The organism is Mesorhizobium sp. B2-5-13, assembly GCF_006440535.1.
GTDB classification, from domain to species: Bacteria; Pseudomonadota; Alphaproteobacteria; order Rhizobiales; family Rhizobiaceae; genus Mesorhizobium; species Mesorhizobium salmacidum.
Genome location: NZ_VFUI01000007.1, coordinates 78,133 through 102,631 on the forward strand (window position 1 = coordinate 78,133; position 24,499 = coordinate 102,631).

At 63.0% G+C, this 24,499-nt stretch carries 24 protein-coding genes; 12 read left to right on the top strand and 12 right to left on the bottom strand.

Annotation, left to right across the window (positions count from 1 at the left end; translation table 11 throughout):
* Positions 1–128 precede the first annotated feature (128 nt).
* The 4 genes from FJ434_RS14130 to FJ434_RS14145 all read left to right on the top strand — a co-directional run bounded on the left by FJ434_RS14130 (position 129) and on the right by FJ434_RS14145 (position 3,143).
* Positions 129–1,061, top strand: coding sequence for a VOC family protein (locus FJ434_RS14130; protein WP_140748051.1), 933 nt, complete (start codon positions 129–131; stop codon positions 1,059–1,061).
* A gap of 4 nt (positions 1,062–1,065) precedes the next feature.
* Entirely contained in the window at positions 1,066–1,686 is a 621-nt protein-coding gene (locus FJ434_RS14135) for an alpha/beta hydrolase (protein WP_140748050.1), read from the top strand.
* Positions 1,687–1,688: 2 nt separating this feature from the next.
* Positions 1,689–1,988, top strand: coding sequence for a GNAT family N-acetyltransferase (locus FJ434_RS14140; protein ID WP_140748049.1), 300 nt, complete (start codon positions 1,689–1,691; stop codon positions 1,986–1,988).
* A 96-nt stretch (positions 1,989–2,084) separates the two neighbouring features.
* Positions 2,085–3,143 (top strand): dipeptidase, encoded by a 1,059-nt coding sequence (locus tag FJ434_RS14145; RefSeq protein WP_140509769.1) that lies wholly within the window; start codon positions 2,085–2,087, stop codon positions 3,141–3,143.
* Positions 3,144–3,149: 6 nt separating this feature from the next.
* Here the strand turns inward: FJ434_RS14145 and FJ434_RS14150 are convergent, their stop codons facing one another.
* From FJ434_RS14150 to FJ434_RS14165, 4 genes are read right to left on the bottom strand one after another with little or no spacing between them, the layout of a single operon-like run.
* Complete coding sequence (locus FJ434_RS14150; protein ID WP_027141923.1) at positions 3,150–3,410, bottom strand: hypothetical protein; 261 nt, start codon at positions 3,408–3,410, stop codon at positions 3,150–3,152.
* Positions 3,411–3,412: 2 nt separating this feature from the next.
* Positions 3,413–4,639, bottom strand: coding sequence for an aminomethyltransferase family protein (locus FJ434_RS14155; protein WP_140748048.1), 1,227 nt, complete (start codon positions 4,637–4,639; stop codon positions 3,413–3,415).
* A gap of 51 nt (positions 4,640–4,690) precedes the next feature.
* Positions 4,691–6,271: an NAD(P)/FAD-dependent oxidoreductase gene (locus FJ434_RS14160; protein WP_140748047.1), complete on the bottom strand. Its 1,581-nt coding sequence runs from the start codon at positions 6,269–6,271 to the stop codon at positions 4,691–4,693.
* Positions 6,258–7,877: an NAD(P)/FAD-dependent oxidoreductase gene (locus tag FJ434_RS14165; protein ID WP_140748046.1), complete on the bottom strand. Its 1,620-nt coding sequence runs from the start codon at positions 7,875–7,877 to the stop codon at positions 6,258–6,260. The genes FJ434_RS14160 and FJ434_RS14165 overlap by 14 nt, the downstream gene beginning before the upstream one ends.
* Before the next feature lie 424 nt (positions 7,878–8,301).
* Between FJ434_RS14165 and betI the strand changes: the two genes are divergently transcribed.
* The 4 genes from betI to FJ434_RS14190 all read left to right on the top strand — a co-directional run bounded on the left by betI (position 8,302) and on the right by FJ434_RS14190 (position 12,626).
* A complete protein-coding gene (gene betI, locus FJ434_RS14175; RefSeq protein WP_140748045.1) occupies positions 8,302–9,015 on the top strand; it encodes a transcriptional regulator BetI in 714 nt (237 codons plus the stop codon).
* Positions 9,016–9,040: 25 nt separating this feature from the next.
* The gene (locus tag FJ434_RS14180; protein ID WP_140748044.1) at positions 9,041–10,123 is read left to right on the top strand and encodes an ABC transporter substrate-binding protein; all 1,083 of its coding nucleotides are present in this window, start codon (positions 9,041–9,043) and stop codon (positions 10,121–10,123) included.
* Positions 10,124–10,242: 119 nt separating this feature from the next.
* The gene (locus tag FJ434_RS14185) at positions 10,243–11,319 is read left to right on the top strand and encodes an extracellular solute-binding protein (RefSeq protein WP_140748043.1); all 1,077 of its coding nucleotides are present in this window, start codon (positions 10,243–10,245) and stop codon (positions 11,317–11,319) included.
* The gene (locus FJ434_RS14190) at positions 11,316–12,626 is read left to right on the top strand and encodes a flavin monoamine oxidase family protein (RefSeq protein ID WP_140796812.1); all 1,311 of its coding nucleotides are present in this window, start codon (positions 11,316–11,318) and stop codon (positions 12,624–12,626) included. The genes FJ434_RS14185 and FJ434_RS14190 overlap by 4 nt, the downstream gene beginning before the upstream one ends.
* On the opposite strand, the gene FJ434_RS14195 is transcribed toward FJ434_RS14190, so the two are convergent.
* The 3 genes from FJ434_RS14195 to FJ434_RS14205 are packed head-to-tail and all read right to left on the bottom strand — an operon-like array spanning position 12,590 to position 15,451.
* Positions 12,590–13,663 carry an ABC transporter ATP-binding protein gene (locus tag FJ434_RS14195; RefSeq protein WP_140509786.1) on the bottom strand — a complete coding sequence of 358 codons (1,074 nt, stop codon included), beginning with the start codon at positions 13,661–13,663 and terminating at the stop codon, positions 12,590–12,592. The genes FJ434_RS14190 and FJ434_RS14195 overlap by 37 nt on opposite strands.
* 52 nt (positions 13,664–13,715) lie before the next feature.
* Positions 13,716–14,537, bottom strand: a complete 822-nt coding sequence (locus FJ434_RS14200) for an ABC transporter permease (RefSeq protein WP_140748042.1) — start codon at positions 14,535–14,537, stop codon at positions 13,716–13,718.
* On the bottom strand, positions 14,534–15,451 hold the full coding sequence (locus tag FJ434_RS14205) for an ABC transporter permease (protein ID WP_140748041.1): 918 nt from the start codon (positions 15,449–15,451) through the stop codon (positions 14,534–14,536). The genes FJ434_RS14200 and FJ434_RS14205 overlap by 4 nt, the downstream gene beginning before the upstream one ends.
* A gap of 266 nt (positions 15,452–15,717) precedes the next feature.
* Between FJ434_RS14205 and FJ434_RS14210 the strand changes: the two genes are divergently transcribed.
* A complete protein-coding gene (locus FJ434_RS14210) occupies positions 15,718–17,136 on the top strand; it encodes an aminotransferase (protein ID WP_140748040.1) in 1,419 nt (472 codons plus the stop codon).
* Between the two features lie 45 nt (positions 17,137–17,181).
* On the opposite strand, the gene FJ434_RS14215 is transcribed toward FJ434_RS14210, so the two are convergent.
* A complete protein-coding gene (locus FJ434_RS14215; protein WP_140748039.1) occupies positions 17,182–18,384 on the bottom strand; it encodes an aromatic ring-hydroxylating dioxygenase subunit alpha in 1,203 nt (400 codons plus the stop codon).
* 457 nt (positions 18,385–18,841) lie between these two features.
* Between FJ434_RS14215 and FJ434_RS14220 the strand changes: the two genes are divergently transcribed.
* Positions 18,842–19,249 carry a hypothetical protein gene (locus FJ434_RS14220; RefSeq protein ID WP_140509795.1) on the top strand — a complete coding sequence of 136 codons (408 nt, stop codon included), beginning with the start codon at positions 18,842–18,844 and terminating at the stop codon, positions 19,247–19,249.
* Positions 19,250–19,380: 131 nt separating this feature from the next.
* Here the strand turns inward: FJ434_RS14220 and FJ434_RS14225 are convergent, their stop codons facing one another.
* Together FJ434_RS14225 and FJ434_RS14230 are read right to left on the bottom strand one after the other, a co-directional pair.
* On the bottom strand, positions 19,381–21,468 hold the full coding sequence (locus tag FJ434_RS14225) for a PAS domain S-box protein (RefSeq protein ID WP_181165927.1): 2,088 nt from the start codon (positions 21,466–21,468) through the stop codon (positions 19,381–19,383).
* A 79-nt stretch (positions 21,469–21,547) separates the two neighbouring features.
* The gene (locus FJ434_RS14230) at positions 21,548–22,321 is read right to left on the bottom strand and encodes a response regulator transcription factor (RefSeq protein WP_181165926.1); all 774 of its coding nucleotides are present in this window, start codon (positions 22,319–22,321) and stop codon (positions 21,548–21,550) included.
* A gap of 45 nt (positions 22,322–22,366) precedes the next feature.
* Here FJ434_RS14230 and FJ434_RS14235 point away from each other — a divergent pair, with 45 nt between their 5' ends.
* Positions 22,367–23,068 carry a response regulator transcription factor gene (locus FJ434_RS14235; RefSeq protein WP_140748038.1) on the top strand — a complete coding sequence of 234 codons (702 nt, stop codon included), beginning with the start codon at positions 22,367–22,369 and terminating at the stop codon, positions 23,066–23,068.
* A gap of 71 nt (positions 23,069–23,139) precedes the next feature.
* On the opposite strand, the gene FJ434_RS14240 is transcribed toward FJ434_RS14235, so the two are convergent.
* A complete protein-coding gene (locus FJ434_RS14240; RefSeq protein WP_140509800.1) occupies positions 23,140–23,307 on the bottom strand; it encodes a hypothetical protein in 168 nt (55 codons plus the stop codon).
* Between the two features lie 40 nt (positions 23,308–23,347).
* Complete coding sequence (locus FJ434_RS14245; RefSeq protein ID WP_140748037.1) at positions 23,348–23,680, bottom strand: hypothetical protein; 333 nt, start codon at positions 23,678–23,680, stop codon at positions 23,348–23,350.
* Between the two features lie 340 nt (positions 23,681–24,020).
* On the opposite strand from FJ434_RS14245, the gene FJ434_RS14250 reads away from it, so the two are divergent.
* A complete protein-coding gene (locus FJ434_RS14250; RefSeq protein WP_140748036.1) occupies positions 24,021–24,476 on the top strand; it encodes a L,D-transpeptidase in 456 nt (151 codons plus the stop codon).
* Positions 24,477–24,499 lie beyond the last annotated feature (23 nt).

A 24,499-nucleotide genomic window follows, 5' to 3' on the forward strand; every position in this document is an offset into this window, starting at 1 on the left:
CTTCTCATTGTTCACTTTTGAAGCACAGTCCATTCTGTGTTTGCCGCCTTTGCCACAATCGATCGCGTCCTCATATTGGCGTGGACAGCGGCGAGGCCGCACAAGCACCAAGGGAAGGAGCAAAGACCATGCTCGACCAGATCAAGGGCCTGCATCACGTCACCTCGATGGCCAGGGATGCACGGCAGAACAATGATTTCTTCACCCACAAGCTTGGCCTGCGCCGGGTCAAGAAGACGGTCAATTTCGATGCGCCCGACGTCTACCATCTCTACTATGCCGACGAGGTCGGAACGCCGGGTTCCGTGATGACCTATTTCCCGTTTCCCAATATTGGCAAAGGCCGCCATGGCGTCGGCGAAGTCGGCACCACGGTCTACTCCGTGCCGGAAGGCACGCTCGCCTATTGGGAAAAACGCTTCACCGACGAAGGCGTAACCAATGTCGCCCGCGAGGACAGCTTTGGCGAGAAGCGGCTCGGATTTGCCGGCCCGGACGGCGATGGCTTTGCCCTCGTCGAGGACAAGGCCGACAGCAGAGCGCCCTGGGTGAAAGGCGGCATTGCCGCGGACGAGGCGATCCGCGGCTTTCACTCGGTTTCGCTCAGGCTGAAGGATGGCGGCGCCACCGAGGAGCTATTGAAGTTCATGGGCTACGAGGAGGTCGACAAGTCAGGCAATGTCAGGCGGCTCGCCATCAGGAACGGCAACGGCGCCGATGTCGTCGACATCGAATCGCTGCCGACTGCTCCTTTCGCCGATCTCGGCGCGGGCTCCGTCCATCATGTCGCCTTCTCCGTCGAGAACCGCGCCAAGCAGCTCGAAGTGCGCAAAGCGCTGATGGATACGGGCTATGGCGTGACGCCGGTGATCGACCGCGACTATTTCTGGGCGATCTATTTCCGCACCCCTGGCGGCGTGCTGTTCGAAGTCGCCACGAACGAGCCGGGCTTCGACCGTGATGAGGACACCGCTCATCTCGGCGAGGCACTGAAGCTGCCCACCCAGCATCAGCACCTGCGGCCCTATCTCGAACAGCATCTACAGAAGCTGGAGGGCTGAGACGATGAGCAAGGACGCTTTCATCCACAAGGTGCTGCCCGGTTCGCCGGGCGGTTCGCTGCTCTTCGTCTTCCATGGCACGGGCGGCGACGAGAGCCAGCTTGTTTCGCTGGGGCGTGATCTCGCGCCCCAGGCCACCATCATCTCGCCGCGCGGCGATGTTTCCGAACAAGGTGCGGCGCGTTTCTTCCGCCGCACCGGCGAGGGCGTCTACGACATGGACGACCTGGCGCGGGCGACGGGCAAGATGGCTGAATTCGTCAAGGCCCATGTCGAGGCTGCGACGCCGTCGGCCGTGCTGGGCCTCGGCTATTCCAACGGCGCCAACATCCTGGCCTCGCTGGTGTTCGAAGCCCCTGACCTGTTCGACACTTCGGTGCTGATGCATCCGCTGATCCCGTTCGAACCGGAGGTGAAAGGTAGCCTTGCCGGTCGTCACATCCTGGTGACCGCCGGCAGGCGCGATCCGATCTGCCCGCCGAACCTGACGGCGCGGCTGGAAGCCTATTTGCGTGCCGATGGCGCCGATGTCACAGTGGAGTGGCACGACGGCGGGCACGAGGTGCGGCCAAACGAAATCGAGGCGGCGCGGCGGCTTTTTGCCGGTGTCGTCCAAGGAGTGTAGAGATGCCCGATCAACTGCCAGAGATCGAACTTGAAGATCGCGGATCCAAGGGTCGCTACTTCCTGCGCGGCCCCGGCGGCGCCGAGGCCGAGATGACCTTCACCAAGATCGGCGAGCACCAGCTCATCATCGACCACACCGAAGTACCGGACGCCTTTCGCGGCCAGGGCGCCGGGCTTCGGCTCGTCACCCGCGCCGTCGCGGACGCGCGGGCAGCGGGCAAGAAGATCATCCCGCTCTGCCCGTTCGCCAACGCCCAGTTCCGCCGCCATCCGGAATGGGCCGACGTGCTGAAGCAATAGGTCGGACAGGCTTTGTCATTTGCGCGGGTAGCACATCGTGCCTAAGTGGGTATGATATATCGCTCCCGCGCCGATGAACGAACCGAATGACCCCCTATGACAGACTCCGACCTCGTCCCCGTCTTCGACGGCCATAACGACACGCTGCTGAGGCTCTATCAGTCCAAGGACAGCGACGTCGAAAAGCTGTTCATCGACGGGAAATCGGGCGGCCATATCGACCTGCCGCGTGCGAGGGCCGGCGGATTCGCCGGCGGCATGTTCGCCATCTTCCCGCCGCCGGTCGAGAAAGCGCGGCGCAGCGCCGTGCCTTCGGCGCCGAGCGACAGCGAGCCGCTGCCGCCCGAGGTTCCGCGCGCCGATGCACTCAACTCGACGATCGCCATGGCGTCCATCCTGTTCCGGCTTGAGCGCGCCGGCGCATTGGCGATCTGCCGCAGTGCCGGCGACGTGCGCAACGCCATGGCACAAGGCACGATTGCCGCGGTGTTCCACATCGAGGGCGTCGAGGCGATCGATCCCGAACTCACCATGCTCGACGTTCTGCATGCCGCGGGCCTGCGTTCGCTCGGCATAGTCTGGAGTCGGCCGAATGCGTTCGGTAATGGCGTGCCGTTCCGCTTTCCGTCCTCGCCCGACACCGGACCTGGCCTGACCGATGCCGGCAAGGCGCTGGTCAAGGCCTGCAATGAACTGAAGATCATGATCGACCTCTCGCATCTCAACGAGAAGGGCTTCCGCGATGTTGCAGCACTTAGCGATGCGCCGCTGGTCGCCACCCACTCCAACGTGCACGCGATCTGCGGCCATTCGCGCAATCTGACGGACTGGCAGCTCGGAGCGATCCGCGAGTCCGGCGGCATGGTCGGCCTCAACTTCGCCACCGGCTTCCTGCGCGAGGACGGCCGCATGAATGCCGACACCAGCCTCGACATCATGGTGCGCCATATCGATTCCCTGCTGCAGGCTTTGGGCGAGGACGGCGTCGGTCTCGGCTCGGATTTCGACGGTGCCATGATCCCGGCCGTCATCGGCGACGTCGCTGGCCTGCCGAAACTCATCGATGCGCTGGCGGCACGCGGTTTCGGCCGCGCGCTGATCGAAAAGATCGCCTACCGCAACTGGCTGAGCATGCTGGAAAGAACGATAGGTTAGAGTGGTTTATTCGAAGCCCATGCGCTTCAGCCAGTCCTTGCCGACACCACGATCGCGAATGATCGGCAAGGGGTTTTCCGCATCCAACCGCGCGCAGATGCGGTAGACTTCGAGCGTCTCGGCGCTCATCTCGCCCTGCTTGTAGAAGAACATGGCGGCGGCATAGCGCGTGCGGCCGGACCATTTCTCGCCGAGCGGCGTGTTGACCAGCTCCCACTGCTCGGCGGCCTCGCCTTCTTCCTGGTGCTTGCCCGCTTCCTCGGTCATGGTCAGAGATCCGATGGCGGGTTGGCGGTGCGGCGGTCGAGCTTTATGAAAGGCCGCGCCACGACCTTGGCCCGTTTCATCAGCTTCTGGTACTGCAGCTCGCGCATGGCGTAGATCTCGACCCAGAGGTCCTCCACGACAGTATCACCATAGGGCCGCGCCAGCGAGGCGATGGCGATGTTGCGCTTGGCCGTCGGCGACCACATGGCGGCGCTGACCAGGCCGACGTCCTTTGACTTCTTGTGGTAGACGATCGCGCGTTCGGCCGGGATGTTGCCCTCGATCTCCAGCCCGACCAGGACATGGCGCAGCTTGCGTTTCGCCCTCGCTTCGAGGATGGCACGACGGCCGTTGAAATGGCCTTTTTCCAGATCGATCATGAAGCCGAGCCCGAGCTCGTCGGGCATGCGCCGGCGGTCGGCGCGAATGGCGTGTTCGGCGGTGGTGAAATCGGCATTGGCGACGATCAGCCCGGCTTCGAGCCTAGCCCGATTAAGCGCGGTGTAGCCGATGGCGCGGATGCCGCGAAGTTCGCCCGCGGCCATCAACCGGTCCCACAGGCTGAGCGCCTTGTCGACCGGCACGAACAGCTGGTAGCCGAGATCGCCGGTAAAGCCGGTGCGCGAGATGGTGACCGTGCCGTTGTCATGCGGGAACTCGGCAAGGTCGAATATTTTCAGCTTCTCGACACCGGCGAAACCGGCATCGCGCAGCACGGCGAAGGCGGTTGGGCCCTGCAAGGCGAGCCCTGCGACAGCCTCGGTTTCTTCCTCGACAATGACGTCGAAGCCAAGGGCACTGTCCAGCAGCCACGGCAGATGCCGCTCCTGCGAACACAGCCGGAAGCGTGTCGGCGACAAGCGAAAAAGCGTACCATCGTCCAGGACGAAACCTTCGTCGTCACACCACGCGGTGTAATGAACACGGCCGGGCCTGAGCTTCGTGACATCGCGCAAGGTGACGCGGTCGAGAAAGGCTTCGGCATCCGGTCCCTCGATCCGGTATTTGGTCATCGGCGAAATGTCGAACAGTGCTGCCTGGCTGCGGATGGCGAAATATTCGAGCTCCTCGTCCCAAAGCGAATGCGGCGCGCGGTAGCCGGCCCAATTGTACCAGTCCTGGGTCTTGGCTAGCGCGTCGATACGCGGCTGGAACGGCGTGCCAATGCGCAGCGTGCGGAAGTGGGATTGCGCCAGGCTGCGGGCCGCGTTGTCGAGCTGGCTGGTCATGGCAGCGTTCCTTCGCAGTGGAAGCCGGTGTTGGCCAACTGAGACATCCCGTCACCCTTTCATCGCGATGATGTGCCGTGCCGCGTTCAAGCCGGGCGCACCCGAAACACCACCACCGGGATGCGAACCCGCACCGGCCAGGAACAGCCCGTCGAGCGGCGTGTCGTAGCCTGACCGGCCGGAGACGGGGCGCGAGATCAGCATCTGATCGGCCTGCAGTTCACCATGGTGCCAGTGGCCGCCTGGCATGCGGAAGCGCTTCTCGATGTCGGCAGGGGTGAGCAGTTCGGCTTGAACCACCGTCTTGCCTATGCCAGGCGCGTAGGCCTCCAACTGAGCCATGATAGCCTCAAGGAATTTCGGCTTGCCGGCATCCCAGCCTTCCTTCAGTGCATAAGGCGCATATTGCACCACGGCCGACAGCACGCAGGCGCCGCCTGGCGCCAGCGATGGGTCCGCAAGGCTGGGCAAGGTGATTTCCATCACCGGCTCGGGCGAGAACTCGCCATATTTGGATGGATTGAAGGCACGCTCGACATGGTCTGGGGAGGGCGCAATGACCAGCCGCCCCTTGCTGCCGGCAGCATCGACCCCGGAAAATTGCGGCGGCCGGTCGAGCGCCAAATGGAGCTTGGCGGCATTGCCCTTCATGCGGATATTTCTGACCTTGCGCATGAAGCCGGTGTCGATCCCGCGCGGCCCGACAAGCTCGAGGAAGGTGGTCGCCGGATTGGTGGCGGAGACGATCGTCCTGGCGCGAAGCTCCTCGCTATTGTCGAGGACGACGCCGACGGCGCGGCCTTTCTCGACAATGATCCTTGCGACGGGCACCGACGTGCGGATCGTGACGCCAGCCTTTTCGGCAGCGGCGCGGAGCGTGGCGACCACCGCGCCCATGCCGCCCTGTGGCAGTATCTGCGCTCCGGCCGCACCGCCGATCTCTCCGGCCAGACGATAATAGAGGCCGAGCAGCGAGGTCGGCGAGCGCGGGCCAAGATGGCTGCCGAGCGTGGCATCGAAGGCGAGCAGGCCTTTCAGCCTGTCGTCGGTAAGCTGCTCGTCAAGCAGGTCGGCGACGTTCATCAAAAGCACGCGCAGGAAGTCGCGCATGTCTTCCTTGCCGAGCTTCTTCAGCGCCAGCGCGGTCTGGCCAAGTGCCGCGCCTTCGAACAGCGACATGCCGCCGAGATCGGGCGGCCGGCGCGACAGGAAGGGTTTCAGGACGCCTGCATAGCGCAGCAGTTGCGCGCGCAATTCCCTCCAGGCGGACTGTTCAGACGGACTGGCGCCGGTCAGCACCTCGCCATAGGCGCCATGCAGGACAAGCGGCGGCCCATCCTTCGACAAGGCGACCGACGGGGCGAAGTCGGCGCGAGCGATTTGCAGCCCGTGTTTTTCCAGCCCCAGCGTCTTCACCACATCGGGATGCAGCCGGTTCAGCACATGCGCGACCGACGAGACGCGAAAGCCGGGCGCGAATTCCTCGATGCGCGCGGCGCCGCCGAGTTCGGCTCCGGCTTCCAGCACCAGCGCCTTGCGGCCTGCCTTCGCCAGCGTGGCGGCGGCGACAAGCCCGTTGTGGCCGCCGCCAATGACAAGAACATCCCATTTTGGTGCATCAGATGACGTCATGGGCCGGGCTCATATGCGAGGTGGATTTTGCGAGATCGCGCAGGATTTCGGCCGCGGCATTGCGTCCGGGCGCACCCATGACGCCGCCGCCGGGGTGGGTCGAGGAACCGCACATATAGAGCCCACTGAGCGGTGAACGATACTGCGCGTAGCCCGGCACCGGGCGGTTGAACAGCAGCTGGTCGAAGGTGAGTTCGCCCTGAAAGATGTTGCCCTCGGTGAGGCCGACCTCGGCTTCGATCTCGCGCGGCGTGCGCACCTCCATATGGACGATGTGGTCGCGAAAACCCGGCGAATACTCAGCGATCTGCGCGACCACGCTTTCGGCAAAACCGTCGCGATCGGCGTCCGTCCACTCGCGACCAGCGATCTTGTGCGGCGCGTACTGCACGAAGCAGCTCATGAAATGCTTGCCAGGCGGCGCCATGGTCGGGTCGAGTGTCGTCGGGATGACCATGTCGAGGAAGGGATCGGCGGACCAGCGGCCGGCCTTCCAGTCGTCATAGGCGCGCTCCATGCGCTCGATCGAATCGGTGAAATGCATGTCGCCGCGATAGACTGGCGAGTCCTTCGGCAGCGCGGGAAATTCCGGCAGCGAATCGAGTGCGATGTTGACCTTGCCTGAGGAGCCCCGGATCTTGAAATTCTTGACCCGGCGCAGGAAGATGTCGGGCAGTTCCTTTTCCTCGACCAGCTTCAGGAAGGTGCGCTTCACGTCGGCATTGGAGACAACCAGCTTGCCGTAAATCTCCTCGCCGCCGGCCAGAACCACGCCTTTCGCCTTGCCTCTGTTTACCAGCACGTGGTCGACCTCGGCGCCGGTGCGGATGGTTCCACCCGAGGCCTTGAAGGAAGCGGCCAGTGCCTTGGTGACCGCGCCCATGCCGCCGCGCGCATAGCCCCAGGCACCGACCGAACCATCGACCTCGCCCATATAGTGGTGCAGCAGGACGTAAGCCGTGCCGGGCGACATCGGCCCGAGTGCCGTGCCAATGATGCCGGACAGCGCGAAGTTCGACTTGATGACATCGGTCTCGAAATATTCGTCGAGGAAGTCCGAGATGGACATGGTCCAGAAGCGCAGGGTAAGCGCCATTTCCTCGGCGGAGAAACCGGCGAATTTCTTGCCGAGATAGAGCAGTTCGCCGAGATCGCGCGGACGCAGGCTGGTCGGATCTGGCGCCGTGCGCATCAGCAGCGGCTGGATGAAGCGGCACTGTCGCGTCACGTCGCGGGAGTAGCGGTCATAGGCCTCGGCATCCCTTTTGGAGAAGCGGGCGAATTCGCGCCGGTGCGCGTCGTGGTCGCGGTAGTTGGCGAGATAATCGCCATCCCGGGTGAAGACCGCGCCGCCTTCATAGGAAATCACCTGCAGGCCGAAGCGCGGCAGCTCGAGATCACGCATGATCTCGGGCCGGAACAGCGAGCAGACATAAGAGCAGTTGGAATAGAGGAAGCCCGGCGTCAGCTCGCGGCTGGTGGCGGCACCGCCGACCCAGTCGTTCTTCTCCACCACCAGCACGTCGAGCCCGGCGCGCTGCAGATAACAGGCGTTGACCAGGCCGTTGTGTCCGCCGCCGATGATGATCGCGTCCCAAGCTTTCATTTTGGCCCAGTTCTCATCTGCGACCCGCTCTTCATTTTCGCGTGATCTGTTCCCCGAATACGTGGAATTTGGCATGGCGCCAGCCATTCTGTCCAGCCATTCTGAATGAATGTTCAACAAATGATGTTGCGTTTTTCCAGACATGGATTACGCTTTGCCGGCGTTCGAAACAGGCGTTCGTCCATTGGGGACCGAGGGCTGATGATCGAAACGGCGGAGGCCGAGCCGGAGTATGACTACACCGCCATCCGCTCCTAGAGGCGCTATGGGGTTGAAGGGATCGCTATTCGGCCGTTGCTGCCGTGGTCGGTCGGCCTGTGTCGACATTCGAACCTGGGAAGCCATGCAGAAGGTGCTTGACAGTGGCGAGCACCGTCCCACTCATCTTCGCGGGTGGAAGCCGGACGCAAAGGGATAGCCGGCGATGCTGGAGACCATCATACGCATGAAGACGGCAGACGCCAGGGACGCGCTCCTTGAACCCGTACGGAAGGCTGAATCCGAAAAGCGCGGGCGCAAGGCCGCGAAGGAGGTCAGGCAGCTTCAGCTTATAGAAGCGACGATCGATTCGCTGGCCAAGCGCGGCTATTCGGAAACGACGATGGCCGATGTCGCCGATGGCGCCGGTCTGTCGCGCGGCATCGTCAATTTCCATTTCGAGAGCAAGGAAAAGCTGCTCATCGCGACCTTGCAGTACATGTATGACGAATACTCGGCGCATTGGCGCAATGCGCTGCACAAGGCAGGCGACGATCCTGCCGACCAGCTCCAGGCGCTGGTCGCGGCCGATTTCGACCGCTCGATCTGCAACAAGCGCAAGCTTGCCGCCTGGTGCGCCTTCTGGGGCGAGGCCAAATCGCGGCCGACCTACCAGGCGCTGAGCAGTGCGCGGGATGCCGTTTACCAGAACATTTTCATCGACCTCTGCACGGCGCTCAAGCAAAACGGCGGCTATGCCTACGAGCCGCAGGTCATGGCGCTGGCGCTGAGCGCCATGCTGGAAGGCTTGTGGCTGCGGTTGATGATGGGCACCGAGGACACGACCCGCGAGACGGCCTTGCGGGCGGCCAATGAATTCCTGTCGGCGGCTTTCCCGAAACACTACCCACGGAAGGCGGCCGGCCCAACGAAATCATAAGAAAATCACAGAGGATGGAGCAGCAATGAAGACACTGACAAGACGCCTGACACTGACGCTTGCACTGGCCGGTGCACTGGCGGCTTCCGCCGCCGCCCTGGCGATCGCCGCCGACAAGGATCTTATCGTGTTCGACTGGTCCGGCTACGAGGCCCCGGGCTTCCACCCGAAATACGTCGAGAAGAACGGCGATTCGCCGACCTTCGCATTCTTCGGCGATGAGGACGAGGCGTTCGAGAAGGTCCGTTCCGGCTTCAAGGCCGACCTTGGCCATCCCTGCTCGCAGAGCGTGGTGAAGTGGCGCGAGGCTGGCCTGCTGCAGCCGCTCGACACCTCTAGGATCACGGACTGGAAGGACCTCAATCCCGGCATCATGGCGATGAAGAATCTCGCCACGACCGATGACGGAAAAGCCTGGTTCATGCCCTGGGACTGGGGCAACACGCAACTTACCTACAATTCCTCCAAGATCGACGAGAAGGACGTGCAGTCGCTGAAAGCGTTCGCCGATCCGAAGTTCAAGGGCCGGGTCTCGATCGGCGACAATGTCGACGATGCCTATGCGCTGGCGAGCCTCGCCATCGGCCTGAGGGACTGGACCAAGATGACCGACGACCAGTTCAAGCAGGCCTCCGACTTCCTGCGCCAGGTACACAAGAATGTGCGCTCCTACTGGACCGACACCACCGACGTCGTCCAGCTTCTGAGCGGCGGCGAGGTCGATCTCGCCTGGGCCTGGAACGATGCGACCGTGCAGTCGGTCGCCGCCGGCGTGCCGATCAAGTCGAAGAAGGACACGGCGGAAGGCATCTCGACCTGGGTCTGCGGCTATGTGCTGTTCAAGGACTCACCCGGCAATACCGACAAGGCCTATGATTATCTCAACGCAGTCAATGATCCGGAGATCGCCAAGGTGCTGGTCAAGGATTGGGGCTACGGCCAGGCCAATGCCAAGGGCATGGCCGGCGTCGATCAGGCCGTCCTGAAGGAAAAGGGCTATGACGACGTGCAGAAATTCGTCGGCAAGACGCTGTTCCAGCAGCCGCTGCCGTCGGATCTCAAGCTCAAGATGATCGCCGAGTTCGAGAAGATCAAAGCGGGCTATTGAGCCTTTGACTGGCGGACCCGTCCGTGCGTCGGCAGGAGCGGCGGATGGGCTCGCCAAAGCGCTTGAATTTGCCTAACCTCGCTCTCGGCATCTTTCGCGATGGGGGAGTTTTTCGCACCATGAATTCCGTGCTTCGCCGCCTTGTCATCGCCGCTGCTTGCACGTTCGGTGCCGGCGCGGTTTATGCGCTCGCCGAGGGCGGCGGCGACCTCGTCGTGTTCGACTGGTCGGGCTATGAGGACCCGCTGGTACACCCGGCCTACACGACCAAATACGGCGCCGCGCCGACCTTCGCTTTCTTCGGCGACGAGGACGAGGCGTTCGAGAAGATGCGGGCGGGTTTCAAGGCCGATATCGCGCATCCCTGCTCGCAAAGCGTGGTGAAGTGGCGCGAAGCCGGCATGCTGCAGCCGCTCGAGACGTCCAGGATAGAAGGCTGGAAGGATCTCAATCCCGGTATCATGGCGATGAAGGATCTCGCCGTCACCGCCGATGGCAAGGCCTGGTTCATGCCATTCGACTGGGGCAACACCTCGCTGCTCTACCGCACCGACAAGGTGACGGCCGAACAGGCACAATCGCTCAATATTTTCGCCGATCCGCGGTTCAAGGGCCGCGTCACCATCGGCGACAATGTTGATGACGCCTATGCCTTGGCGAGTTTGGTCATCGGTCTCAAGGACTGGACCAAGATGACCGACGACCAGTTCAAGCAGGCGTCCGCTTTCCTACGCGACGTGCACAAGAACATCCGTTTCTACTGGACCGACGACACCGACCTCAACCAGGCCTTTATCGGCAACGAGGTCGATCTCGTCTGGGGCTGGAACGAGACCTTCGTGACGCTGAAGGGACAGGGCCTGCCGATCGCCATGAACCGAGAGACCAAGGAAGGAATTTCGACCTGGGTATGCGGCTATGTGCTGATGAAGGATGCGCCAGGCAAGCTCGACGAGGCCTATGATTTCCTCAGCGCCGTCAACGCGCCCGGCGTGTCGGACTATTTGGTCAAGACCTTCGGCTACGGCCACGGCAATGGCGCCGGGATGGCTGAAATCGACCACAAGGTGCTGGCCGACCGCGGCTTCGACAATCTCGACAAGTTCCTCGACAAGACCCTGTTCCAGCAGCCGGTACCGCCGGAGCTGAAGAAGCGCATGATCGACGAGTTCGAGAAGATCAAGGCTGGCTATTGAACGACAAGATCGAAAGAACCGACGTCGTTATCGTCGGCGCCGGCTTCACCGGCCTATCGGCCGCGATTGAATTGAAGCGCGCCGGCGTCGACTTCGTGCTTGTGGAGGCCCGCGATCGTGTCGGCGGCCGCGTCGAGACCGTGCGAAATGGACTTGGCGAGCGCATCGACAGCGGCGGCCAATTCCTGTGCGAGGACATGCCGCAGTTGATGGAACTGGCCCGGGCTCGCGGCAAGACATTCGTCGAGACTTACGTCGAGGGTGATTTCATCACCCACCCGTCAATGTCGGTCGACCAGGCCGAGCGGACCTATGACGCCTCCATGGCAATCCGCGAGCGCATGAACAGGATCGAGCCCAACGATCCGGCCATTGCGGGATTGACCGTTGCCGGGTGGCTGGAGACGCAGGATGACGCCGGCGAGGCCAAGGCGGCCTTCCGGTCGATGATCGAAGGCCTGTGGTGCCTGGCATTGGAGAAGGTGCCACTGTGGTATCTCATCGACAATGACCAGCGCATCACCAACGAGGTGCCGGAGCTGCAATATTCCCTGCGCGAGACCATGCAGTCGATGGCCGATGATCTGGCCGAGGACCTCGGCGGCCGTGTGAGGCTCGGTGAACCGGTGAGCCGCATCGAATACGGTCCGCCAGGGGTTCGGGTTGTCTCGATCAATAGCGTGGTCGAAGCGCGCGAAGTTCTGGTCGCCGTGCCGCCGGCGACAGCCGCGAAGCTCGATTTTACGCCAGCCTTGCCAGCAGCCCTGGAAACGGCGCTCGGCGCCTGGGAAAGCGGCGCGGTGATCAAGATCCTGGTGCGCTATCCCAAGCCATTCTGGCGCGAACGGAATTTGAGCGGGATGGTGATGTGGCGGGATCTGCCGGGGCTGTTTGCCTGCGACGCCAGCAGGGATTCCGAGCATGCGGCGCTTGTCGTCTTCATTGGCGGGCCGCTGGCGCTGCGCTGGCACGAACTCGGCCAGGCGGACCTGCGGGCGCAGGTGACGACGAGGCTTGTGGAGGCTCTTGGTTCGGAGGCTGCCGATATTCTCGATTTCAACCGCCGCGACTGGACGCATGATGGCTGGAGCGGCGGTGCCTATAGCGACCTGATCGTCGATGTGACGGCGAGGGATGCCGAGCGCACCATTCTTGCCGGTGCGCCGCCGGTGCATTTCGCTTCGTCGGAACTGTCGCCGTCATTCCCGGGCTATGTCGAAGGCGCGATCGTGGCCGGGCGCATCGCGGCGCGCAGGATCATCGTCGACGTTCAGTCGGCCATCGCGACCAGGGCTTCGGGATCGTAGGCGAGGCGGATGGAGGTGCCGACTGGGATATCATCGGCACCGAAATCGTTGGTCTCGGTCACCGATAGCGGCTTTTCCAGCCCGGGGATCTCGACGATCAGATGGGTGATCTCGCCGAAATAGTGGCGCTCGACTACCTTGCCGGCGACCTCGAACTTGGCTGTCGCATTGTCCCATAGCACGCGCAGGCGCTCAGGCCTGATGCCGAGCGTGGCGCCGCCGCCGTTGCGCACGAAAGCCTTGGGCTTGTCGGTCTTGATGCGGCCGAAACCCAGCGTGTCGACGATCAGCGAGGCGCCGTTCTCCTCGACGATCTCGGCCTTGACGAAGTTCATGCCGCCAAGGAAGTCGGCGACTTGGCGGTTGACCGGGCGCTGGTAGATTTCCTTCGGCGAGGCGACCTGGGCGATCTTGCCGCCGAACATCACGGCGATGCGGTCGGACATGGCGAGCGCCTCATACTGGTCGTGGGTGACCAATACGAAGGTGATGCCGACGGCCTGCTGCAGGCGGCGCAGTTCGACCTGCATCTGCTCGCGCAGCTTCTTGTCGAGCGCCGAGAGCGGCTCGTCGAGCAAAAGCACCTTGGGCCGCATCACCAGGGCACGGGCGAGCGCGACGCGCTGGCGCTGGCCGCCGGAAAGCTCCGTGGCAAGCCGCCTGCCGAGGCCGGTGAGCGAGACCTGCGCCAGCGCTTCCTCGACGCGGCGCTTCTCCTCGCCGGCCCGCAGCTTCAGCCGCTTCAGTCCGTAGGCGACGTTCTGCTCGACATTGAGGTGCGGGAAGATCGCATAGCTCTGGAACACCATGTTGGTCGGCCGGCGGTTGGCCGGGATGCCTTCCATGGACTGGCCGCCAACCGCGATCGAACCGCTGGTCGGATTGTCGAACCCGGCGATCATGCGCAAAAGCGTGGTCTTGCCGCAGCCGGACGGACCAAGCAGCGAGAAGAACTCGCCTTCCCTGATGGTCAAGGAGGCGTCGTCCAGCGCCCTGAAGGCTCCGTAGCTGCGGGTGACGTTGCGGATTTCAATCATCGGTCTTTCGGATTGGATCCTGTCCGCGTGAGTGCGCTCGATCCGCGGCCGCTCAGGCATAGAGGCCTCCCTCGTTCTGGGTGCGTCTGGCCGCGCGGCGACGCAGCATTTCGGCGATCGTCATCAGCAGGAAAGAGGCGACCAGCAGCAGCGTGCCCAGCGCCAGAACGCCGGGCAGTTTCGATGCGAAACGCAACTGGCCCCAGATGTAGATCGGCAGCGTCGCCTTGGTGCCGGTGAGGAAGAAGGCGATGATGAATTCATCCAGAAAGATGGTGAAGCAGACCAGCAGGCTGGAAATGATCGCCGGCGCCACCATCGGCAACGTCACGCGCCGGAAAGTGCCGAAGGCGCTCTCGCCGAGATCGGCGGAGGCTTCCTCGAGGCTGCGGTCGAAACCTTCGAAGCCGGAGGTCAACACTGTCATCGAATAGGGAATGCAGATCAGCACGTGGCCGAGCACGACGGTGACCAGCGACAGGCTCAAGCCAAGCTGCAGCATCACCAGCAGCATGGAGATGGCAACGATCACTTCAGGCAGCACAAGCGGCGCCATGATCAGGCCATTGATGGCGGGGCGGCCGGGATAGCGGTAGCGGGTGATCGAGCGGGCGGCGAGGATGCCGAGTACGGTCGAGAGGATGGCCGCCGAGACGCCGACGATCAGGCTGTTCCAGGCGGCGTCGAGCAGCGCCGGTGTGCGCGGCAAGTCTTCGTACCACTGTAGGGTGAAGCCGGTCAGAGGGAATTTCGGCGTCGCCGCCGTGTTGATCGAGAAGATCGGCAGGAAGATGACGGGCAGATAGAGGAAGACGATATAGAAGAACGCGTAGGCGGACAGCCAGCCGCTCGGCAGGAAGCGCCGCGCCCTCATCGCGCCATCCTTCGCAAAGTGCGGATGATCAGCACCGTGGCGCCGGCCATCAGGGAGACGATCAGCATGGTGGTGACGGAAAGTGCGGCACCGAGCGGCCAGTTGGCTGCCTTGCCGAACTGCGCCTGGATGGCGTTGGCGATCATGACGCCGTCCTTGCCGCCGACGAGCTTTGGCGTGACGTAGTCGCCGACCGTCGGGATCATGACGATCAGCGCCGCGGAAATGATGCCTGGCGCCGACAGCGGCAAGGTCACGCGCAGGAACGAGCGCAAGGGGCCATCGCCAAGATCGGTGGCCGCTTCGACCAGCGTGCGGTCGACTTTTTCCAGGGACACGAAGATCGGCAGAATGGCGAAGGCCGCCCAGGCATGGGTAAGGGTGATGATGACGGCGCTCGAATTGTAGAGCAGGGCTGTCGACGGTTCCTCGATGATGCCCAGACCCATCAGGCCGGAATTCAAGACGCCGTTATAGCCCAGGATGACCTTCCACGACATCACGCGCAAGAGATAGCTGGTCCAGAACGGGATGGTGATGAGGAACAGCCACAGGCTCTTGTGACGGCCGCCGTGAAAGGAAATGAAATAAGCGATCGGGTAGGCGAGGACGACGGTGAACAGGCTGACCGTCAGCGAGATATAGAGCGAGCGCCCTAACAGATCGCGGTAAATCGGCTCGGTCAGCGCGACGCGGTAATTCTCCAGCGTGAAGGTGCGGTCGATGGTCAGGTAGTGCTGCGTCCAGAAGGAGTGGGCGATGACCACCAGTATCGGCAGGACCAGCAGGATGAGCGCGTAGAGCAAGGTCGGGCTGATCAGGGCAAAGCCCTGTACGGGCTCGGATTGCAGAAGGGCATTTCGTCTGGCCCGCGTCGTGCGCAACGGAGGCAACCCTTCCGCAGCCACCGTCATTGCAGGGCACCAGAGGGCGGGGCTCCGGTTGTGATCTCGGTTGCTGGCCTGGACTGTCCCGCCATACGGCATCCCATTGGGCTGGCGCCGGCTATTGTTCCCCTTGCCGGCTTTCTTTCATCATGCGCGCATCCGCGGATTGAAATCAAGCGCCATTTCTGCAATGTTGATTGAACGGACATTCAAAATCATGTGAGCGGAGCGATGATTTCGGCCATAGCGAACCGGATTGATGCCCGGGAAAATTCGGTGATGTGGAGGCGATGATGGCGGCGGTGAGAGATCTGAAGGCAGGCGAAACGGCTGGCCCTGGCGGCGACGATGCGGTCGAGCTGGCCAAGCGTCATCTCATCCAGCCCTGGCCTTATGCCGGTTCCGTCGGTTCGGAGGCGCGTGCGCTGATCGGCGAGGGCGATGGCATCTACATCACCGACAACACCGGCAAGCGGCTCATCGACGGCCCGGCCGGCATGTGGTGCGTCAATGTCGGCCATCGTCGCGAGGAACTCGCCAGGGTGATGTACGACCAGGCGATGGCGCTGTCCTACAACACGCCCTGGTACACGATGAACGCGCCATCGGCGGAGCTTGCCAAACGTATCGCCGGCCATGCCCCAGGCGACCTCAGCCATGTCTTCTACACCACGGGCGGCTCATCCGCGGTCGAGACGGCGTTGCGCTTCATGCAGTTCTACAACAATGTACGTGGCCGGCCGGAAAAGAAGCTGATCCTGAGCCGTGCCGGCGCCTACCATGGCTCGACTTATCTTTCGGCCTCGCTCAATGGCCGCCCGCGCGATCGCGACTGGATGGACGGCGCCGGCGACATGGTGGTCAAGCTCTCCTCGCCCGACCCGTTCCGGCGTCCGCAAGGCATGAGCATCGCTGCCTTCACCGATTTCCTCGTCGATCAGTTCCGCGACACGGTCGCGCGCGTCAGAGCCGACAGAATAGGCGCGTTCGTCGGCGAACCGGTGCAGGCGTCCGGCGGCGTCGTCGTGCCGCCCGACAGCTATCTCAAGCGCATCCGCGAGATCTGCCGTGACAACGACATTCTCTATGTTTCCGACGAGGTGGTGACGGGCTTCGGCCGGCTTGGCCATGTCTTTGCCTCCGGCGACGTCTTCGGCATCGACCCCGACATGATCACCTTTGCCAAGGGCGTCACCTCAGGCTATTTCCCGCTCGGCGGCGTCATCATCTCGGAACGGCTGCTGGAGGAGCTGCGCCGCTCGAACCATCCCGACGCAATGTTCGGCCACGGGCTGACCTACACCAGCCATCCCGTCGGCTGCGCGGTGGCCTTGAAGAACCTCGACCTGCTGGAAGAAAGCGTGCTTGCCCACGCGCAGGCGGTCGCCCCCTATTTCCAGGCGCAGCTGAAGACGCTGGAAGAGCTGCCGCTGGTCGGCGAGGTGCGCGGCTTGGGGCTGATGGGTTGTGTCGAATGCGTCGCCGACCGCGAAAGCAAGGATCCGCTGCAACTCGACAAGAATGTCGGAAAACGCATCGACGCCCACTGCCATGAGCTTGGCCTGCTGGTGCGGCCACTGATCAACATGTGCGTGATGTCGCCGCCGCTCATCATCACGCGCGAGCAGATCGACGACATGGTCGGCATCCTGCGCGAAGGCATTTCGCGCACCATGGATGACCTCAGGAAAGAGGGTGTCTGGCGGGGGTGATAGCCGATCTTCCTCTTGTGGGGGAGAGTTTCGCGGCTTGCGCCGCTACCCTCGCGATCTCAGCGCATCGTTTAGGTTCCACATGTCCTTTTCTTCCGGCGCTGTTTCCAGGCCGAGCACCGGAAGCTGCTTGCGCAGATGGTCGTGGTGGGTGCGCACCCCATATTCGAGGTCGGAGAAGTAAAAACCCTCGAAGGACTCGGACAACATGGATTCGTTCGACCAGACCGAAAGCTGCACGTCTTCCGACATGGTGTCGCGATCGATACGGAAGGAGAGATAGCGGGCGGCGGCCTGCTCGCGACTTTCGTCGCGGTAGCGATAGATGGCGCCACGCAGCAGCGTCTCACCCGTCGACAGCGGGAACTCCTGATAGAACTGCACCGATTCCGGCATCACCGACAGGACGGCGTTCGGGAAGATGCCGTAATAGACCCAGGCCTTCCTGAGGTGGTCCGGTAGATGCGTCGGCTCCGGCGCGATCTTGACGTAGTTCCTGACGCTCCAGCGACGGCCGGCATGCGGGTTGTAGGTGGCGAAGGAGCGCGAGACGCCGTTGACGAAAGGTTCGTCGAAATAGGTGGCGCCGTAGAGATCCTGCAGGGCCGGATGCGCCATGGCGACGTGATAGCCTTCATTGTCGACGTCGCGAACCGACTTCCAATTGACCGGTATTTTCTGGGTCCAGATGCCCCAGGAGGGCACCATGTCGGCGGCATTGTAATGCGCGAATTCGGTTTCGATCGGCTTCAACAGCTCGGCGACGGAAGCCTGTGGCCCGCCATTGCGGAAGCGGATGAAGATGAAGCCCATCCAGATTTCGAGATCGAGCGGCATCAGGCCGAACTCGGTCTTGTCGAGATCGGGGAAGGAGCGCGGGCGGGCGGCGCCGCGCAGCGTACCGTCAAGATTGTAGACCCAGCCATGGAATGGGCAGACCAGCGCGTTCTTACAATTGCCCTGGCTGTCGGCCACGACGCGGCTGCCGCGGTGGCGGCACATGTTGTTGAAGCCGCGCACGACGCCGTCCTTGCCGCGCACGATCAAAGCGCGCTCGCCGATGACATCCATGGTGAGGTAGTCGCCGGCATTGGGTATGTCGCAGATATGCCCGGCGATCTGCCAATGATTGCGGAAGACATGCTCCTTCTCCAGTTCGAGAAGGGCGGTGGAATGGTAACTCCAGCCCGGCAATCCCCGCCGGTCCCAATCGTTCGGGATTGCCACGTCACGGAGGTGCGGGTTCATGAAACGTCTCTTCTTTTTATTGAATATGCATTCAATATAATCATATTTTGCGTTGAAATGCAATGGTTTGTGGAAATGCTCAGGTTTCGGGGCGAAAATGTCAGCCCCGGTTCCAGCGGAATCCTGCTCCACCGTGACCTCTGAAAACCCCGGAAAATCCGGGTGTTAGCCAGAGTTCCATAACCTCCACCCGTTGCCGGTCACGCTGCAAATCGCGCCCTCCGACAAGGTATTCCGGGAGCAAGAAAAAGCCCTGCCGTTCGCGTCGGCCACCAGCGGGGCACGCTGGGCAACCCGCTATCCCGGATCAAAATAGTCGATGACCGATTTTGACCGTCTCTGCCCGTATTAACGTTTCAATCCGGTTACATTGCCGGGCTCTCGTCACCTTTCCGTCGTTACAAGGCGCGATTAAATTCGCTTTATCGCAAAAAGAAAATCAACGAAGGGGATGATGATGAATGCGAAAGTCCAGATCACCAGCAGCAACCGCTTTCAGGCTCCGGAGCGCGCTGACCGCCGCCCGAAGCTGGCGCTTCGCCAGCGTGCCAGCGACCACCCGATGGCAATGTTCATGGCGCTGGCTGCTTGCGCCTTCGCCGGCATGGCGTTCACGCCGACGGTCGGCCCAGCCTTCGCTTCGTTGAATCCGCCCGCCAACATCGTCGAAGGTGCGCCGACCACGACCACGACCGCCCGCCTGCCGACGCCCGCGATCGATTTCGCCTGCAAGGGGCAGGCTTGGGGCGCCGAGAGCGTGGATTGCCTGCGCGCCATTGCCGAGCAGTCCGGAACGCACAAGGCCCGCGCGATCCGCATGATCGCCAACGCCGCGCCGCTGACCAGCACGCCCAACATCTTCTGATTTCTGTCTCTGGATTTGCCTGGCATGATCCCGAAAACCGGTTCCCGTTTGGGGATCATGCCCTGATCTCCCCGAGCGTCCTCCAGCGCTCCCTTCGGCTCCCGCCGCGATGTCGGCCGGGGGCCTCTTTTTTATGCTTTCGACACAGCCTGCTCGGCGATGGTCGAAAGCACGCTGCGCACATCCAGCGTGCTGAACGGTTTTTCGAGGATCTGTGGCCGCTGCTGCGCCGGCAAGGCTTCGATTTCCGCCTTTGCGCCTATGAGGTCGCCGGTGACCAGCACGAAGCGCCGCGCCAGGTCGGGCCGCTCGGCAAGCAGTTCGCGGTAGATCGAAATGCCTGATGTGCCGGGCATGCGCAGATCCGAAAAGACGATGTCCGGCGGCATGTGGCCGCTCAAGGTGGCGGCGCCCGATTCCCAGACCGGCGCGATCCGCGACTTGATGCCCATCAATTCGAGAATGTCGGACAAGGAACCGGCGACGTCGGGTTCGTCATCGATGATCAAGGCGTGGCGCAGGCCGCTCGATCGTGGCTGGCTTTCGCCAGCGGCAGCGATGCCCGCCGAGATAGCCGGCAACTGAACGACGAAACGCGCGCCTCTCGGCTGCACTTCCTCGAACCAGACATTGCCATTGTGCCGCTCGATGATGGACTTCGAAATCGACAGGCCGATACCGGTGCCGACGCCGACCGGTTTGGTGGTGAAATAGGATTCGAAAATGCGCGACCGGATGGCCTCGGGAATGCCGGGTCCGTTGTCCTCGACCGAGAAGCCCGGATTGCCCCGGTCGCTGCGGAAGCTCCGTACCTTGATTAGCCGGTCGCCGGCGATGCCAGCCAGAGCATGCTGGCTGTTGATGAGGAAATTGGCCGCCACCTGCGTCACGTGGTCGGCGTCGGCCATGGCCAGCAGGGGACCCGGCGCGAAATCGGTATCGATGATGATGCCGCTCGAGCGCGCCCCGTAGGCGGTCACCTCGAGAGCGGCGCGGATCACCTGGTTGAGATCGGTCTCGGTCTGCGCCGCCGGATGGAGGCGGACCATCGACAGGAAGCTCTTGACGATGCGCCCGCAGCGCTCGGCTGCGGCGCGCACTTTTTCGGCACGGACCTTGGTCTGCGGGTCCGAGGCGAATTCATGCAGCAGCGTCGATTGCGCGACCACCACCGCCAGCGGGTTGTTGAGCTCGTGCGAAACGCCCGCGAGCAGCGAGCCCATCGCCGCCATCTTCTCGTTCTGGTGCAGCTTCTCGCGCTGCCGGTTGATCTCCTCCTCGGCGCGCAGCCTCTCGCGCAGGTCGCGGATGGAGCCGAAGATAAGCCGGCGGTCGGCGACCCGCATCTCGGTCGCCGTCAGCTCGATCGGGAAGACCTCGCCGGCGGCATTCTGCGTCACCGTCTCGAGCCGCTGGCCGACCATCGGCGCGCCGCGGCCGGACATGTAGTCGGCGCCCGAGGCATAACCCTTGCGGTAGTATTCCGGAACGACGGTATCGAGCAGGTCCTTGCCAAGGATATCGCTGCGCTGGAAGCCGAACATCTTTTCCGCAGCCGGATTGAATTCGATAATCGATCCGGCCTCGTCGATGACGATGATGGCATCGAGCGAGGCCTGCAGCATGGTGCGGCGGATCACTTCGCTGGCATGGGCGTCGGAGGGGGAGTGTTCTATGGCGTCGCCGATGGCGAGCGCGACGATGTGCAGCGTCGCCTCTTCCTCGTCGGTCCATTCACGCTCCTCGACGCAATCATTGACGGCGAGCGTGCCCCACAGATGGCCGTGTGCGAAGACGGATACCGACAGGAAGGACTTGATGTTCTGCTTTTCGAAATCAGCTCTCAGGAACCCTTCGAGATCGCGCGTGTGCCCGGCGAAGACCTTCCCCTGCCGCTCATCCTCGGCCAGCCGCTCCAACAGCGGATCCGAATTGACGATCGACTGCATGATGACGGTCGGCGAAGCCAGTTCGCCGCCGAAATCAGGGTCGATCCAGTAGGCGGCGACCGACTGGGCGAAACCTTGGCCGGGCAATTCGCGCAGGCGGAACAGGATACCGCGCTGGCACTCCATGGCGTGGCACAGCGTTTCCAGTATGCCGTCCATTTCGCGCTGCCAGTCGCCGGCCTCGCGCAGCCGGCGCACGACACGCACGGCCGCCATCGCCGCGCCTTGCCTGAAACCCTGCATATCCGTGCTTGCCGTCTCGCCCGTCATTGTCAGCCGTCATTCCAGAGTCACGTTACTTCGATCGGCTGGCAACGGCTGCGGAGCGGAAACCCTGTGGGTCTGACGCTCAGTTGCCGTCGCCGGTCGGCAGCGAGAAGATATAACCTTCGCCGCGCACCGTGCGCAGGAATTTCGGGTTGGCCGGATCAGTCTCGATCTTCTTGCGCAGCCGCATGATGCGGATGTCGACGGCGCGCGATGATTCCGGATCCTCGGTGAAGCCGATCGCCTCGGAGATCGCGGTCCTGGTCAGCAGCCGGTTGGCTCGGGTCAGGAAAACCTCCAGCACGTCGAACTCGCTCTTGGCCATGTCGATCACCGTACCATTGGCGCCGGTGACCAGCCTGCCGTCGAGATCCGCCTGGAAGGGGCCGAAAGCCACGGAACGGCGGTCGGTCCTGGCTTTCCTGTCCTGCGGCTCCGTCGGCTGCGGGACACGGCGCAGCACGCTGCGCACCCTGGCCAGCACTTCGCGCAGTTCATATGGCTTGACGATATAGTCGTCGGCGCCGAGTTCCAGCCCGACGATGCGGTCGAGCGCGGTGCCGGCGGCGGTCGCATAGATGATGCCGATGGGCATTTTCGAGCGCAGCCAGCGGCCGAGCGACAGGCCATCCTCGCCCGGCATGGCGATGTCGAGGATGGCCAGATGGAAGGGCTGCGTCTCGATCAGGCTGCGCGCGGCGGCCGCGGTTTCCGCGGTCGCCACATCATAGCCGGCGGCGCCGAGATATTCAGCGACCGCGTCCCTCAGGTCGGGCTCGTCCTCGACGATGACAATTCTTGCCCGCACGATGCTCTCGCTCCCACTTTCAGTGGAAAGTAGATTGGGTATAAACATGATGTCCAGTACTCATATCCGGTTGCCAGGGAACGGTTGGAAAACATGGCCGCACGAGCCGTCATCGCGCTTGTTTCCGTTGCCGACGTCGTGGCGACCGAGCTTGCCGACCATCTTGAGCGGCGCGGCCACGACGTGCGCGAGGCGCGGCAGCCCTGGGAGGCGGAATCGCTGCTGGCGGGCAGAGGCATCGATGTCGTCGTCGTCGGGGACAGCGTTAGCCAGGCGGAAGGGCGAGATCTGCTCAGGCGTTATGGCGGCCAAAGTGGGGGCGGCGAGCATGGACCGGATTTCATCCTGATATGCCGGCCGGCCGATCTCCTCGACAAGGTGCTGGCGCTCGAGCTTGGCGCCGCCGACGTCGTCGAAAGTCCGCTCAATGTCAGGGAACTCGCCGCGCGTGTCGGCGGCCTGCTTTCGCGGCGCGGCAGGGGCACCCAGGAACTGATCGTGCTGGAGAACGCGACCGTCGATCTGAGATCGGCGATCGTCATGCATCGCTCCGGTACGCAGGAGCAGCTCTCGCCCGGCCAGGTGGCGCTGCTCAGGCTGTTCCTGGCGAGCCCGCGCAAGGTGCTGACGCGTGACGACATTATCGCCGCCGCACCGGCCGAGAATGCCGACGCTTTCGATCGCTCGATCGACTCGCGTATCGTGCGGCTGCGCCGCAAGCTCGACACCGAGACCATCACCACCATACGCGGCGCCGGCTACAGGTTCGATCCGCCACGGCAGTTCGCCGACTGACGGCTGGCTTTTCCAGCTGGCTCCCCGGATGAGCATCGGACTTTCCATTTCCGCGCCGATGCCCGCGAGGTTCAGCGCACCACCAGCAATGACGGGCCCGAGGCCATGTCGCCGCCGGCGGCGAACTCGCTTGCATGAGCGCGCTCCTTGAAGAGCACACTGGCGAGAGCGGCAAAGCCGAGCAGGCCCTGCGCATAGAGCAGTGCGGAAAGCACCGAAGCCGCGAATTTTGTTTTCATATCGGAATTCCCCAAAAAGATGACTGTATCGCGGGTCGCTTCAGGAAACTCCCGAAGTGCCCGCGCCGCCCACGGAGCCCCCCGTCGCGGCGCGGGCCTTCGGTCCTCTCGGCAGCAAGTTGCCGGAGGGGCCGCGCAATGCCAGCAGCCGAAGGCCAACCCGCCAGAGGGCCTTCAACCGGGCGATGCGCAGGCTGGAAACGATCCAGACCGTGGCGCAAAACAGGGCGACGTGCAGGGTCGAAATCTCACTCGAACTCATCGTCGCCAGCTTTGCCATGGGGCCGCCGGCAATGGTGCCGATGCCGCCGATGGCCGCCGCCGCGATGCTGATCCTGAAGAGCCAGGACCGCGTGTTCGTTTTCGTTCCCATGGTCGTTGCCGTCTGCTTTCGTTACGTCAACTTTTGCCTCCGGTCCGTATCCGCATCATGCCGCCAAAATCCGCGATTTGTTGCAGTTTGGTTTCGAAATCTACCTGATCTCTTTCATATGGATGGTTCGAACTTTCGTTTCGGGATGAATACCTATGTACTTCATTCTTGATCCCGCGTTTGGGGGCGGGCAGTGCCGAGAATGCGGGGTTTGGCCTGTTAACCAGAGGAAACAGTTTCGAAACACAAACGAGCATTTCGCGAAATCTCTCCGAAACATGCCGCAGGGATAAGCCGCTCATCGAATTGGAGCCGGCCGGGCCGGCAGAGAGGGGACATCATGCACACCACTATTTCCGCAAAGCTCATCAACATCACCTTCGCGGCGCTCGTGGGCAGCGCGCTTCTATTCGGCGCCAACGCTGCCCACGCCGCCAACAGCATCGTGGCGCGCGTTTCGCTGTCGCAGCAGGTCATGGAAGTCTCGGTCGACGGCCGGCCGACTTTCGCCTGGAAGGTTTCCACCGGCGACAGGGCGCATGTCACGCCGACCGGCTCGTTCAAGCCGACGCGCATGCATGAGATGTGGTATTCGAAAAAGTACGACAACGCGCCGATGCCGCATTCGGTCTTTTTCAGCGGCGGCTATGCGGTTCACGCCACCTATGCCATCAAGCGCCTCGGCCAGCCGGCCTCGCATGGCTGCGTGCGGCTGCACCCGGACAATGCCGCCGATTTCTACCAGCTCGTCGAGACCTTCGGCCCGGCCAACACCAGCATCGTCATCGCCAAGTAGCAGGCAGGTTGCCGCATTCGGCC

What these genes read in the sequence shown, in the direction of transcription:
- FJ434_RS14130 (WP_140748051.1), top strand. Translation starts at nt 129, where the DNA reads ATGCTCGACCAGATCAAGGGCCTGCATCACGTCACCTCGATGGCCAGG.
- FJ434_RS14135 (WP_140748050.1), top strand. Translation starts at nt 1,066, where the DNA reads ATGAGCAAGGACGCTTTCATCCACAAGGTGCTGCCCGGTTCGCCGGGC.
- FJ434_RS14140 (WP_140748049.1), top strand. Translation starts at nt 1,689, where the DNA reads ATGCCCGATCAACTGCCAGAGATCGAACTTGAAGATCGCGGATCCAAG.
- FJ434_RS14145 (WP_140509769.1), top strand. Translation starts at nt 2,085, where the DNA reads ATGACAGACTCCGACCTCGTCCCCGTCTTCGACGGCCATAACGACACG.
- FJ434_RS14150 (WP_027141923.1), bottom strand. Translation starts at nt 3,410, where the DNA reads ATGACCGAGGAAGCGGGCAAGCACCAGGAAGAAGGCGAGGCCGCCGAG.
- FJ434_RS14155 (WP_140748048.1), bottom strand. Translation starts at nt 4,639, where the DNA reads ATGACCAGCCAGCTCGACAACGCGGCCCGCAGCCTGGCGCAATCCCAC.
- FJ434_RS14160 (WP_140748047.1), bottom strand. Translation starts at nt 6,271, where the DNA reads ATGACGTCATCTGATGCACCAAAATGGGATGTTCTTGTCATTGGCGGC.
- FJ434_RS14165 (WP_140748046.1), bottom strand. Translation starts at nt 7,877, where the DNA reads ATGAAAGCTTGGGACGCGATCATCATCGGCGGCGGACACAACGGCCTG.
- betI (WP_140748045.1), top strand. Translation starts at nt 8,302, where the DNA reads ATGCTGGAGACCATCATACGCATGAAGACGGCAGACGCCAGGGACGCG.
- FJ434_RS14180 (WP_140748044.1), top strand. Translation starts at nt 9,041, where the DNA reads ATGAAGACACTGACAAGACGCCTGACACTGACGCTTGCACTGGCCGGT.
- FJ434_RS14185 (WP_140748043.1), top strand. Translation starts at nt 10,243, where the DNA reads ATGAATTCCGTGCTTCGCCGCCTTGTCATCGCCGCTGCTTGCACGTTC.
- FJ434_RS14195 (WP_140509786.1), bottom strand. Translation starts at nt 13,663, where the DNA reads ATGATTGAAATCCGCAACGTCACCCGCAGCTACGGAGCCTTCAGGGCG.
- FJ434_RS14200 (WP_140748042.1), bottom strand. Translation starts at nt 14,537, where the DNA reads ATGAGGGCGCGGCGCTTCCTGCCGAGCGGCTGGCTGTCCGCCTACGCG.
- FJ434_RS14205 (WP_140748041.1), bottom strand. Translation starts at nt 15,451, where the DNA reads ATGACGGTGGCTGCGGAAGGGTTGCCTCCGTTGCGCACGACGCGGGCC.
- FJ434_RS14210 (WP_140748040.1), top strand. Translation starts at nt 15,718, where the DNA reads ATGGCGGCGGTGAGAGATCTGAAGGCAGGCGAAACGGCTGGCCCTGGC.
- FJ434_RS14215 (WP_140748039.1), bottom strand. Translation starts at nt 18,384, where the DNA reads ATGAACCCGCACCTCCGTGACGTGGCAATCCCGAACGATTGGGACCGG.
- FJ434_RS14220 (WP_140509795.1), top strand. Translation starts at nt 18,842, where the DNA reads ATGAATGCGAAAGTCCAGATCACCAGCAGCAACCGCTTTCAGGCTCCG.
- FJ434_RS14225 (WP_181165927.1), bottom strand. Translation starts at nt 21,468, where the DNA reads ATGACGGGCGAGACGGCAAGCACGGATATGCAGGGTTTCAGGCAAGGC.
- FJ434_RS14230 (WP_181165926.1), bottom strand. Translation starts at nt 22,321, where the DNA reads ATGTTTATACCCAATCTACTTTCCACTGAAAGTGGGAGCGAGAGCATC.
- FJ434_RS14235 (WP_140748038.1), top strand. Translation starts at nt 22,367, where the DNA reads ATGGCCGCACGAGCCGTCATCGCGCTTGTTTCCGTTGCCGACGTCGTG.
- FJ434_RS14240 (WP_140509800.1), bottom strand. Translation starts at nt 23,307, where the DNA reads ATGAAAACAAAATTCGCGGCTTCGGTGCTTTCCGCACTGCTCTATGCG.
- FJ434_RS14245 (WP_140748037.1), bottom strand. Translation starts at nt 23,680, where the DNA reads ATGGGAACGAAAACGAACACGCGGTCCTGGCTCTTCAGGATCAGCATC.
- FJ434_RS14250 (WP_140748036.1), top strand. Translation starts at nt 24,021, where the DNA reads ATGCACACCACTATTTCCGCAAAGCTCATCAACATCACCTTCGCGGCG.